This is a genomic window from uncultured Xylophilus sp. (assembly GCA_913776965.1).
Taxonomy (GTDB): Bacteria; Pseudomonadota; Gammaproteobacteria; order Burkholderiales; family Burkholderiaceae_C; genus Xylophilus.
This window is the reverse complement of the sequence record CAJYQL010000105.1, coordinates 1-12438: the sequence shown is the minus strand read 5'-3', so window position 1 is coordinate 12438 and position 12438 is coordinate 1. Positions and strand designations below refer to the sequence as shown.

6 protein-coding genes and 1 pseudogene are annotated in these 12438 nt (G+C 71.9%); 1 reads left to right on the top strand and 6 read right to left on the bottom strand.

Going from position 1 to position 12438, the window contains the following annotated elements:
* Positions 1-40 precede the first annotated feature (40 nt).
* Positions 41-6124, bottom strand: coding sequence for an MG2 domain-containing protein (locus tag QZ500_RS14895; RefSeq protein WP_295856186.1), 6084 nt, complete (start codon positions 6122-6124; stop codon positions 41-43).
* 139 nt (positions 6125-6263) lie between these two features.
* On the opposite strand from QZ500_RS14895, the gene QZ500_RS14890 reads away from it, so the two are divergent.
* A complete protein-coding gene (locus tag QZ500_RS14890; RefSeq protein ID WP_295856185.1) occupies positions 6264-7430 on the top strand; it encodes an OpgC domain-containing protein in 1167 nt (388 codons plus the stop codon).
* Here QZ500_RS14890 and QZ500_RS14885 read toward each other — a convergent pair.
* The 5 genes and pseudogenes from QZ500_RS14885 to QZ500_RS14865 form a co-directional block, all read right to left on the bottom strand.
* Positions 7418-8104, bottom strand: a complete 687-nt coding sequence (locus QZ500_RS14885) for an SGNH/GDSL hydrolase family protein (protein ID WP_295856206.1) — start codon at positions 8102-8104, stop codon at positions 7418-7420. The genes QZ500_RS14890 and QZ500_RS14885 overlap by 13 nt on opposite strands.
* 289 nt (positions 8105-8393) lie before the next feature.
* A complete protein-coding gene (locus tag QZ500_RS14880) occupies positions 8394-9890 on the bottom strand; it encodes a Do family serine endopeptidase (protein WP_295856184.1) in 1497 nt (498 codons plus the stop codon).
* Positions 9891-9960: 70 nt separating this feature from the next.
* Positions 9961-11310, bottom strand: coding sequence for an ATP-binding protein (locus QZ500_RS14875; protein ID WP_295856183.1), 1350 nt, complete (start codon positions 11308-11310; stop codon positions 9961-9963).
* Positions 11307-11963, bottom strand: coding sequence for a response regulator transcription factor (locus tag QZ500_RS14870; RefSeq protein ID WP_295856182.1), 657 nt, complete (start codon positions 11961-11963; stop codon positions 11307-11309). Before QZ500_RS14870 ends, QZ500_RS14875 begins: the two co-directional genes overlap by 4 nt.
* A gap of 93 nt (positions 11964-12056) precedes the next feature.
* Positions 12057-12438: pseudogene (locus QZ500_RS14865) on the bottom strand (argininosuccinate lyase); the annotation flags it as partial.

Sequence of the window (12438 nt, the reverse complement as noted above, 5' to 3'; positions counted from 1 at the left end):
CTGCCCGTGGCAGCCCTTCTTCCATGCACGAGCGCAGCGGCTAGCGTGCCGGCTCTACCTTCAGCCGCGCGTTCGGCACTTCGCCGAACATCTCGGGCGCATACATCGCTTCCACCCGCGACGGCGGCAGCGCGAAGGCACCGACGTTGTTCAGCCGCACGGTGTACTCCACCTTGAAGTTGCCCTTCGGCACGTATTCGTAGTACGCGCGGTAAGCCTCGAAGCTGCGTTCCTCGAAGGCCGGATAGGCAGCGTCGAAGCCGGCGCCGCCCTTCTTCTCGCCCTGCGTGGCGATCTCGGAATCGCGGCCCAGCCCGCCGCCGAGGATCGTCGCGCCACCGGGGATCGGATCGCTCAGCACCACCCAGGTCATGTCGGCGGTCGCATTCACTTCCAAGGTCACCCGCAGCACGTCGCCGCGGGTCCAGGCGCCCTTGTTAACCTGCTCGACCGGCGTCACCGTCTTCTTCAGCGCATAGCCGGCATTGAACGGCGCGGTGCGCGGTACGGCGGCCAGCGACTGCACCGTGAGCCAGGGCCGGCCGGTGCCCTGCTGCTGCACCTCCAGCGCGCCGCCGCCGGTGGCCGGCCACGGCAGGAACATGCCGTTGTTGCGCAGGTTGCCGGGCGATGCCGGCGCGCCGAACATCGTGGTCTGGTTCGGGGCGCCGGCGGCGTCGGCCGGCTTCACCCGCTCGACCCGGCTCCAGTCCACCGTCGCGGCCGCACCGCCCAGCGCCGCCCGGGTGAGGCCCGCGACCGGCGTGGACTCGAACGCCGCGCTGAACTTCTCCAGCGCCAGCCCGCCCCACAGGTTGGCGGTGGTGGTGTGCCATGCGCCGTTCTGTTGCCGCGCGATGAAGTCGGCGGCCAGCCGGCCCATGTCGTCCCGCCAGGCCGGGTCGTCCATCACCGCGAGCATCAGCTTGGCGGTGTTCGCATCGCCGTTGGCCATCAGCCACCACCAGTAGTCGTCCCGCTCGGTGCTGAAGACCAGCTTGGTACCCTGGTACGACAGCCGCGCCCGCAGGATCTGCTGCGTCTCGGCCAGCCGCTCGGCGCGCTGCGGCACATCCTGCACCCGCTTCAGGATGTTGAGCCAGTCGATCACCGCATGCGTCGGCCACTGGTTGGGCGCGACGGCGATGCTGCCCACCATGCGGCCTTGCGCCCGGCCGTAGCGCGACAGCGCCTCCAGTGCGGCGATCTTGCGCACATCCAGGTCCTTGCGCGGGCTCCAGAAGTCGCGCTGGATGCGCCCCTCGACAAAGGCGACCAGGCCTGCCAGCATCGCGTCGCGCGGCGCGTCGGGCAGCACGAATTCCGGGTGCAGCGCCGAGGCCTCGTGCGTCGCCGCCAGCAGGTAGGCGGTCAGCGTATCGCTGCCGCGGTCGGCCTGGCCGTCGCGCGGCGGGAAGTAGCTGGCGAGGCCCTGGCCGTCCAGGTAGGTGGGCAGCTGCGCCGCCACCGTCTGCCACAGCTTGCCGTCGGCCAGGCCGACCGCCTTGCTGGTCTTCTGCTCCAAGCAGATGAACGGATAGTTCGCGAACCAGTCGCGCACGCCCGGCAGGCCCTCGGCCAGCTTCGGCTGCAGCGCGAGCTTCAGGCCGCCGCGCTTGGCGCCGGTCGCGGGCAGCGCGCCGGCCGGCGGCGCGACGTCGAGGCGGAAGGCGCCGTCGATCTGCACCAGCGTCGCCTGCTGCACCGTGAGTGGCACGGCGGGCACGATGCGCTGCCGCGCCTTCAGCGCGTCGCGCGCGGTCGCATTGCCGGCGGTATCGCGCGCGGCGATCTCCCACAGGATTGCCTCGGCGCGGGTCTGGCCGAGTTGTTCGGGCGCGGTTACGGTCCAGGCGATCTCGCGCGATTCGCCGGCCGGAATGTCCACCGTCTGCGGCTGCAGGTCGAGCAGCGTGGCCCGCGCGGTCGCTTCCACCTTCATCGGCTGGGCGGTGGTGTTGCGCAGCGTGATCTGGGCCCGGTAGTCGTCGCCTTCGCGCACCAGCGGCGGCAGGCCGCTGACGATCTGCAGGTCCTGCGTCGCGCGTACGCGGGTCTCGCCGGTGCCGAACTGGCCGGTGCCGGCATCGGCCACCGCGACGATGCGGAAGGTGGTCAGCGCATCGTTGAGCGGCACGTCGATGCTCGCCTGGCCGTTGGCGTCGAGCACCACCCGCGGGTTCCACAGCAGCAGCGTGTCGAGCAGTTCCCGGGTCGCGCCCCGGCCGCCGCCGCCACCTGCCGGCACCGCCTTGCGGCCGTAGTGGCGCCGGCCGATGATGTCCATCTGCGCCGTCGCCGTCTCCACGCCCCAGCTGCGCCGCTGCAGCATCGCCTCCAGCAGGTTCCAGCTGGTGTTGGGCATCAGTTCCAGCAGCGCCTGGTCCACCGCCGCGAGCGCCACCTCGGCGTTCGCCGCGGGCTTGCCGTCGGGCAGCTTCGCGCTGACCACCACCTTCGCGATGCCCCGCACCGGGTAGTTTTCCTTGTCGGCCTTCACCTGCACATCGAGCTTGTGTGCCCGGGTGCCGACACGGATCTCGGCCAGGCCGAAGCGGTAGGCGGGCTTGCTCAGGTCGACCAGCGCGGTCGGCGCGACATACTCGCGGCCTTCGTACCAGAACGAGGTCCACCATTCGCGCGGCGCCTTGTAGCCCCAGGTGAAGAAGCTGTACCACGGCACCTCGCGCAGCCGGCCGCGCACCGCCAGCACGCTGACATAGACGTTCGGACCCCAGCCGTCCTTCACCTGCAGCTGCACCGTCGGGTCCTGGCCGTTCAGCTGCACCACCTGGGTCTCGATGATGCCTTCGCGCTCCACCGCGACCAGCGCGGTCGCGAAACGAAACGGCATGCGCACCTGGAAGCGGGCCGTCTCGCCCGGTTCGTAGCTCTTCTTCTCGGGCAGCAGGTCGATACGGTCGTGGTCCTCGCCGCCGAACCACATCTCGCCCTGCTTGGTCACATAGACCGCGCTGGCCGCCTGGATGGTGTTGCCGGCGCCGTCCTTGGCGGTGGCGACGAGTTCGACCTCACCGGCCTCGGCGATCTTCGCCTCGCACAACAGCAGGCCGCGGCTGTCGCTCTTGCCGCTGCAGACCTCGCCCAGGTCCTTGGTGTCGGTCTTGTTGTCGTAGGTGTAGAAGCCGCCGACCATGCGCTTGCGGCTGGTCTTGGTGATCCGGGCGGTGGCTTTCACCGACAGCGCCACGCCCGCCTGCGGCCGGCCGTCGAGGCCCAGCGCCAGCGCCTGGAAACGCATCGCCTGCTTCACCGACACCCAGCCTTCGGTCTTGATGCCGGCGACCACCGCCGCGGGCCACAGCGTCTGCGTGCTGCGGATCGTCTGCACCTCGCCGTTCGGGTCGGAGTAGGTGGCCTCCAGCAGCAGCTCGCGCGGCTGCGTCGCCTGCGGAATGTCGGCGATCGTCGCCTTGCCGGTGCCGTTGCGGTCGAGCGTGACCGGCAGCTTGTCGGCCACCACCCGCGCGTCCTCGGCGGCCTGCGGCGCTTCCTCGTCGCCCTCGCCGCCGCCGGACGGACCGTCGCGGCGCACCCGCGGCGGCGTGAAGCTGAACGCATCGTGGTCGGGATAGGCCAGCGACTTGCCGCGCACCAGCGCCGACACCCGCACCGGCAGGTTAGCCGCGCCGCCGCCCGCCACATAGTTGATCTGCAGCTGCACCGGCACGCTGGCGACATGCACCAGCGGCTTCTTGTCGGCCGGCGCGATGCGGCCCTCGAGCACCGGCAGCCGGAATTCCTCGACCCGGAAGCTGCCGGAGTCGAGCGTGCGGCCGGCGTTGTCGCTCTCGCCTCCGCCCTCCTCGCCTTCGCCGCCGCGCGAGCGGGCCGACCGGCTGCCGGCCGCCGCGTCGTAGCGCAGGGCGACGGTGTAGGTGCCGAGCTTGGCGGCCGGCGGCACGGCGAAGCTGCTCTCGGCGCTGCGCCCGCCGGTGGCGGTGGTGCGCCAGGCGAGCGGCTGGGTGAACTGCTGGCCGCTGCCGCTGTGGGTCAGCACCAGCGTGCCGGGTGCAGCGGCGGGAATGCCGAAGCCCGCGCGGGTCTGGCTGCGCAGGTAGTGCTTCATCGATACCGTTTCGCCGGCGCGCAGCAGCGTGCGGTCGAAGACCGTGTGCGCCACCAAGTCCGGCTCGGCGGCCTGGCTGGTCGGCACGTTGAACCGCCAGGGCTCGATGCCGCGGTTGGAATCGCTCCAGGCGAAGGCCATGTCGTCGGCGCCGGCGACCTTGGCGCGCGCGCTCACGAAATACGCCTGCCGCCCGCCCCAATCCTCGCCGTTCGCGCCCGGGCAGCGAGGCGCCTCGGGCGAGACGCCCTCGATGCGGGCGATGCCCTGCGCATCGGTGGTGCCGGCCGCGATCTCCTTGCCGCGGCAGTCGGACACCTTCACCGCCGCGTTCGGCACCGGTTGGCCCTTGTCGAGCGTGGTGACCCAGACGGCGGCGTTCTCCCGGCCGATCTTCACGTGCACGCCCAGGTTGGTCACGAGGGCCGCGGTGCGCACGTACATCGGCCGGTTCGCGCCGTAGCCGGCGTCGAGCAGCGCGGCGCCGAGGCGCGGCGAGGCGATCTCGACCACGTGAAAGCCCGGGTCGAGCGGAATGCCGACCACCTCGAACGGCCGCGGGTCCTCGCTGCCCGCCGGCTGCGGCAGCGCCAGCGTCTTCACGCCCGCCAGGCCGCCGAGCAGCGACACGCTGCGCGCCTCCACGCCGTCGCGGTCGCCGACCTTCGGCGGCAGCGGGCCGCGCACGTCGCGGGCGGCCTGGGCGCGCGGCACGACGGTTTCGTCGTAGCGCTCCACCTTGGCGAGCCAGGCGACGATGTCGGCATCGGTCTGCGGCCGCAGGTCGCTCACCGTGCCGGCCGGTGCTGCCGCACCGCGCCGCGGCGCCAGGCCCTGCACCTTCAGGGCGGCCTCGACGTTGCGCAGCGTGACCGGCAGCAGTGCCTTGCCGGTCTTGTCGCTGTCGGGCTCGGCGAAGCGCTCGACGATGCCGAACGGCGACGCGGCGAATTTCGCGAGCGGCGGCAGCGGTCCGGTCGCGACCTGCAGCGGGAACGAGGCGGCGTTCGCCGGCGCGCGGCCCGACGCGTCCTGGAAGCCCGACGGCAGCACGATCCGGAATTTCGCCCGCTCGGCGAACGGCCCGGCGAACTGCAGCGCACTGACGACCGCATCGTCGCCGTCGCCCTCCTCGCCCTCGACCAGCGGCTTCGCGCTGCCCTTGTCGCCTTCCAGCCGGATCGCTGCCGCCTGCTTGCGGGTGACCGGCGCATTGAACTGCAGGCGCAGCGGCAGGATCGGCATGCAGGCGGCCTGGGCGTTCTCGCGCTCGCAGCCGAAGGTGACGGTGAACGGCTCCCGCACCCGGTATTCCCAGCGCTTCTCCACCGTGCTGGCGATGCCGCTCGGCGTGGCGACGCCGCGGCCGTAGACGATCGCCACCCGGGCATCGGGCGGCAGGGTGCGGTTGCAGGCGAAGGTCGGGTAGGCCAGCGGTTTCGCGGCGGCGGCCTTGTCCCAGCCGAGCGCCTTCAGCAGGCCGGTGCGCTCGGCGCCGTCGAGGGGCCGGACCGGCACCCGCTCGCCCAGGCCTTCGACCGCGCACCAGACGTTGTCGCGCACGCTCTGCGCGGTGGCGGCGCCGTTGAGCCGGAGCGCGAAGAACTGGTTTTCGTCGATGCGCTGGTAGGTGCCGGGCGCGATCTGCTGGACGAACGGTCCGCCGCTATTGAATTGATAGCTTCCAGCGCCCGTCAGCGGGGCGCCGGAGGCCGATTTGAATGCCGAACGGACCGTGGCGGTGCAGCGCACGCCCGGCGGCAGGTCGGCGGCGAAGTCCCAGACCCATTCGCGGTCGCCGGTCCAGCGGCCGCTGCCCTTGCCGGCTTCGGCGTCGCTGCACTGGATCGCGAACGGCGCGGGGGCCGCCGGGTCGCCGAAGCGGATCGCCGGCGCGTCGAACTTGGCGACCGCCTGCCGCACCCGCGCCACCTCACCCTGCGGCGTGAAGCTGACGATCTGCAGCGCCTGGACACCGGCCGATGCCGCCATGCACGCCAGCGCCGCCACGGCGCGTCCCAGGAATTGCCTCATATGCCCTCGCCCCCGTTGTCGGACCCAGCGGCGGAGGGTAGCCCAGAAAGCGTTTCGTCCTGCAACCAGTCGCGCCACGCTGCCGGCTGTCGGCCCAACCCAGCAGCGACAATCGCCGCTTCCTTCCGACTCCCACCGCATGCCGACCGCTTCCCCCACCCGCCGCTGGGAGATCGACGCGCTCCGGGGCCTGATGCTGGTCCTGATGACGCTCACCCACCTGCCGACCCGGCTCACCACGCCGCTCGGCCAGCCCTTCGGTTTCGTGTCGGCCGCCGAAGGCTTCGTGCTGCTGTCGGCCTACATGGCCGGCATGGTCTACGGCCGCATCGCATGGCGCAAGAGCGTGGACGACATGAAGCGCGCTTTCTGGAAGCGTGCGCTCAAGGTCTACTGGTGCCAGGCGGCCACGCTGCTGTTCCTGTTTACCGTCGTCGCCTTCATCGGCATCAGGATCGACCAGCCGGCGGTCAAGGACCTGATGTCGTTCTATCTGCAGCATCCGGCGACCGCGCTGGTCTCCGGCCTGCTGCTGATCTACGAGCCGCCGCTGCTCGACATCCTGCCGCTCTACGTGCTGTTCATGCTGGTCAGCCCCTGGGTGCTGACGCTGGCGCTGCGCTTCGGCTGGTCACCGGTGATGGGCGCGTCCATCCTGCTGTGGCTGCTGGCGCAGTTCGGGCTGGGCGAATGGATCTACACGGCCGCCGCGGCGACGGTGCCGATGCCGGTGCCCTTCCACGAGACCGGCGCCTTCGCGACCTACGGCTGGCAATTCCTCTGGATGCTGGGCCTTTGGATGGGCGCCAGCCGCAACGAGCCGTTCGCCAAGCCGTTCGTCTTCCCGACCTGGGCGGTGCTGGTCGCGATCGCGGTGTCGGTGGTCGGGATGGTGTGGCGCCACCAGGTCGGCCAGGCGCCGTTCGAAGCCAACGAGCAGCTCAACCTGCTGTTCGACAAATGGCTGCTCGGCCCGCTGCGGTTGATCGACCTGCTGGCGCTGACGGTCGTCACCATCCGCTTCGGCCCGACCTGGGCCCGCTGGCTGCCGCGCCAGCACTATCTGGAGACGCTCGGGCAGGCCTCGCTCGCGGTGTTCTGCGCGCACCTCGTGGTGGTGCTGCTGGTCCTGAGCCTGTTCGGTGCCAACTTCCAGCGGCCGTGGTGGCAGGACATCCTGCTGCTGGTCGGCTGCTTCGGCACGCTCTACGCGGTCGCCCGCACCACACTCTGGCTGGATGCCCGGGCGCCGGCGGAGGATTCGCCGCGCACCGTGCCGCAGCAGGTCCCGGATCAGGGCCGATAGTCGGCGGTCTGGAAGGCGGCGGTGCCGCCGCCGGTTTCCGGCAGCACGTACGGCCGGATCACCGACTGCCAGAGGGCATAGCCCGATTCGTTCATGTGCAGCCGGTCCGGACCGAACAGGTCGGCGCGGATCGCGCCCGCCCCGTCGAGCATCGGGTGGAAGATGTCGATGTAGGCCGCATTGGGCAGCGACCGCACGTACTGGGCGAGCAGCGTGTTCGCCTCCCGCACCTTGGGCATCAGCGACTCGCGCGACGGGCTGGGCTTGATCGAGATGTAGGCGATCCGGGTGTCCGGCAGCTCGCGGCGGACGGTCTCGACGAAGCCCTTGAAGCTGTCGAGCACCTGGGCCGGCGTCCGGCCGACCGCCAGGTCGTTGTCGCCCGCGTAGACCAGCACCTGGCGCGGCTTGTACTGCACGACCAGTTGCTTCACGAAATAGTGGCAATCGGCCATGGTGGAGCCGCCGAAGCCGCGGTTGATCACCGGGAGATCGCGGAAATCCTGGGCCAGGTGGCTCCACATCCGGATGGTGGAACTGCCGACGAACAGCGTGCCGTTGGCGGCCGGTGCCTTCTCGCGGTCGGCGGCGGCGAAGGCGGCCATGCTCGACTTCCAGCGGATCTCGGCGCTGGGCATCGTCCGCGACAGCGGCGACGTCCCGACGCCGGCCATGCCCAGCGAATCGCCCTCCGGAGCCGCAGCCACCGCCAGCAGCCCGGCGGAGGCCAGGACGGAGCAGAGGGCAGCGCGGGACAGGCGGCGGATGCGGGCAGGGGTCACCATGGTCATCGTGGGCTGTAGGAAAGGTGGCGGGACAGCTTGGGGTGCGGTCCGACGGGGAAGTTCCGCATATTACGCAGCCGGTGCGCCTGCGGTTGACAGGCAGCAGGCGCCGCCAGCTACCACGCGGGTTGTCCCCCAGATCGGTTTCCCGAGGGGCGGAGTACACCGCCCGCCCCCGTCAGCCCAGCGGCACCGGCACGAAAATCCGGTTGTCGCCCCGCTGGACCAGCAGCGCCACCGATCGGTCGGCCTTGCCGACCGCCGAGCGGACCTGATCGATGCTGCGCACCGGCGTGCCGTTGACCGCGAGCAGCAGGTCGCCGGCCTGTACACCGGCGGTTTCGGCCGCGCCGCTCGCTTCCTGCACCACCAGGCCGCCCGGGACGCCCGCCTCGGCACGCTCCTCGGGCTGCAGCGGCCGCAGGGCTAGGCCGAGGCGCCCCTGCGGTGCGGCGCCGGCGGCATCGGCCACCTTCTGCGCCTTGTCGGCCGCGCCGCCGAGGGTCGCGGTGATCTGCCGGGTGCTGCCCTGGCGCCAGACGTCGAGCTTCACCGTGTCGCCCGGTGTGGCCAGGGCGACGAAGGCGGGCAGATCGGCCGATGTCACCACCGGCTGGCCGTTGATCGCCCGGATCACGTCGCCGCTCTCCAGGCCGGCCTTGGCCGCCGGGCCGCCCTTCTCGACATTGGCGACCAGCGCACCTTCCGGCGCGCCCAGCTTGAACGAGTCGGCCAGGGCCTGGTTCACGTCCTGGATCGACACGCCGAGCCGCGCATGCTCGACCTTGCCGTGCGCCACGATCTGCTGACGGATCTTGGTCGCCAGGTCGATCGGGATAGCGAACGACACGCCCTGGTAGCCGCCGGTGCGGCTGTAGATCTGCGAATTGATGCCGACGACCTCGCCCTTCGCATTGAACAGCGGCCCGCCGGAATTGCCCGGGTTCACCGCCACGTCGGTCTGGATGAAGGGCACCGCGCTGTCGTCCGGCAGGGCACGGCCCTTGGCGCTCACCACGCCGGCGGTGACGGTGTTCTCGAAGCCGAACGGCGAACCGATCGCCAGCACCCATTCGCCGACGTTCAGGTCGGTGCTCTTGCCGAGGGTGACGACCGGCAGGTTCTGCGCATCGACCTTCAGCACCGCGATGTCGGTCTTGGGATCGGCGCCCAGCACCTTGGCGCGCAGCTCGCGGCGGTCGGTGAGCTTGACGGTCACCTCCTTCGCGCCCTTGACGACGTGGGCATTGGTCATGATCAGGCCGTCCGGGCTGACGATGAAGCCGGAGCCGACGCCGCGGCTCGGCGTGGCCTTGGGCGCACGGCCCCGGCCGCCGCCCTGCTGCTGCTCGAAACGCTTGAAGAATTCGAAGAACGGGTCATTCGGCAGGCCGGCCGCGGCACCGCCGCTGTCGTCGTCCGCATCCGCGACCTGCGTGCTGCCGACGGTGCTGATATTCACCACCGCCGGGCCGTAGCGCCGGGTGATGCTGGAGAAGTCGGGCAGCGCCACCGCCGCGCCGGGCGCCGCCGCCATCACGGCCGGTGCCGGCTGGGCCTGCACCCGGCTGTGGGCGAAGCCGACGGCAGACACGCCGGCGCCGCCGATCGCGCCGGCCGCCAGCAGGGCCGCCATCAGGCGGGTCGGGGTACGGGTCAGGGAATCGAGTCGCATGGATCACTCCGGGTTGTGGGATGGAGTGATGGTCGCCCCGCTGCCTTAGGCGGGTCTTAGGCCGGCGGGCTCAGGCCGGCGTGGCGACCGGCGGAAATCGCACCTCGACCCGCAGGCCGCCGAGCTGCGGCGCCCGGTCGAGCCGCAGCGCGGCCCCATGGCGGCGCGCCACCGCCTCCACGATCGCCAGGCCCAGTCCGCTGCCGCCGGCGGCCGCATCCGGGCTGCGGTAGAAACGGTCGAACACCCGCGCCCGTTCTTCCTCAGGGATGCCGGGGCCGCTGTCGTCCACCGTCAGCCGCGCGCCGCCGGGCGCGTCGGCGAGGCAAACGTCGATCCGGCCGCCAGTGGGCGTGAACTTCACCGCGTTGTCGAGCAGGTTGCGCAGCAGCATCGCCAGCGCATCGGCGTGGGCTGTCACCCGCGAGGTGTCCAGCTGCGGCACGCCGATATCGATGCCGCGCGCCTTCGCCAGGGGCACCGCATCGGCGACCGCCTGGCGCACCAGCGCGTCCAGCGGCACGCCGGCCGGTGGAGCAGTGGCGGCCGCCGCGCCGCCGCCCGCATCCTGGCGCGCCAGGTCGAGCAGCTGGCCGACCAGCGCGATCGCCCGGTCGATGCCTTGCGACAGCCGGCCGACCGCAACGGCACGGGCCGCATCGTCCGGCGCCCGGCCGAGGGCCTGCGCCTGCAGCTTGAGGGCGGTGAGCGGCGAGCGCAGCTCGTGGGCGGCATCGGCGACGAACTGGCGCTGCGCGGCGAAGGCCTGGCGGGTCCGGCCGAAGAGGAGGTTCAGCTCCTGCACCAGCGGCCGCACCTCGTCCGGCAGCCGGTCGTCCGGCAGCGGCTCCCAGTCGTCGGCGGCCCGCGCGGCGACCTGGCGGCGCATGCGCTCCACCGGGGCCAGCGTGCGGGCGATCACCCAGGCGACCGCGAGCATCAGCAGCGGTCCGGTCAGCAGCGCCGGGAGCGTGGCCCGCAGCGCCTGGGCACGGGCGCGCCGCTGGCGGGCGTCGAGGTCCTGGGCGATCTGCACGGTCTGCAGCGGGGTCTGGATCGAATAGACGCGGTAGCGCACGCCGTCCTGCGTCACGTCGGAAAAGCCGAGCACCGCACGCTGGGGCAGCGGCACCCGGGCCGAGCGGTACAGCTCGGCGCCGTCCGGCCCCCAGATCTGCACCAGCAGGTCGAGGTCGGCGCCGCCGCCGAGCCCGCCCAGCGCGCCGAAGGGCACGTTGGCGCGCAGCGACTGGGCGACCTGCTGCAGGTGCAGGTCGTTCATCGCATCGGCCTCGTGCAGCGCCCCCCGGTAGGCCGTGCCCGCCAGCACCGCGCTGCCGACCAGGATGCAGGCCAGCACCAGGCCGAGCAGGCGGGCGCGCAGCGAATGCGGGCGGGACGGCCGGGCGCTGGCGGTCACCGCGGCACCATGTAGCCGAGCCCGCGCACCGTCTGCACCAGCTCGGCGCCGAGCTTCTTGCGCACGCCGTGGATGTAGACCTCGACCGCGTTGCTGCTGACGTCGTCCTTCCAGCCGTAGAGTTTCCCCTCCAGCTGGCTGCGCGAGAAGATCACGCCGGGGCGGGCCAGCATCGGCTCCAGCACCGCCCATTCGCGGGCCGACAGCACGACCGGCGCACCGTCGCGGGTGGCGACGCGGGTGGCGGGGTCGAGCGTCACGCCGCGGTGGCTGTACGCCGGCCCCGCCGTGCCGTCGCCGCGCCGCAGGAGGGCCCGGATGCGGGCGAGCAGTTCGTCGGTGTCATAGGGCTTGACGACATAGTCGTCGGCGCCGGCATCGAGGCCGGCGACCCGGTCGGCGACGGCGTCGCGGGCGGTGGCGACCAGCACCGGCGTGCGCACGCCCCGGGCGCGCAGGCTGCGCAGCACCTCCAGGCCGTCGCGGCGCGGCAGCCCGAGGTCGAGCAGCACCAGGTCGTAGGTTTCGTCGCGCAGGGCCGTCTCGGCCATCGCGCCGTCACGCACCCAGTCCACGGCGTAGTGCGCAGCCCGCAGCAGGTCGAGCAGCGCCTCGCCGATCATCGCGTCGTCCTCCACCAGCAGCAGGCGCACGGCCGTCCTCCGTTCGGTGCAAAACGCCGATGCTGCCGCGCCGGCCTGAGGCGAATCTGAAAAGGAGAAAAAGAAAAAGCGCGGGCGCCGCCCTCAGGCGAGCCGCGCGCGGTGGCGTGCGACCTGCTCGCGCACCAGCGACGGCGCGGTGCCGCCGAGCGTGCGCCGCGCTTCCAGCGACCCGCGCAGGCTCAGCACCTCGTACACGTCGGCGCCGATGTCCGGATGGAAGCCCTGCAGGGTTTCCAGCGGCAGCTCCGACAGGTCCACGCCCTGGCCGATCGCGGTCTTGACCGCATGGGCGACTGCTTCGTGCGCGTCGCGGAACGGCAGGCCCTTCTTGGTCATGTAGTCGGCCAGGTCGGTGGCGGTGGCATAGCCGCGCAGGGCGGCGGCCTCCATGGCCTCGCGGCGCACGGTGATGCCGCCCACCATCTCGGCAAAGATGCGCAGCGTGTCCTTGAGCGTGTCGACG

Excerpts from the sequence above, each read along its gene's own strand:
- QZ500_RS14895 (WP_295856186.1), bottom strand. The coding sequence starts at position 6,124 with ATGAGGCAATTCCTGGGACGCGCCGTGGCGGCGCTGGCGTGCATGGCG.
- QZ500_RS14890 (WP_295856185.1), top strand. The coding sequence starts at position 6,264 with ATGCCGACCGCTTCCCCCACCCGCCGCTGGGAGATCGACGCGCTCCGG.
- QZ500_RS14885 (WP_295856206.1), bottom strand. The coding sequence starts at position 8,104 with ATGGCCGGCGTCGGGACGTCGCCGCTGTCGCGGACGATGCCCAGCGCC.
- QZ500_RS14880 (WP_295856184.1), bottom strand. The coding sequence starts at position 9,890 with ATGCGACTCGATTCCCTGACCCGTACCCCGACCCGCCTGATGGCGGCC.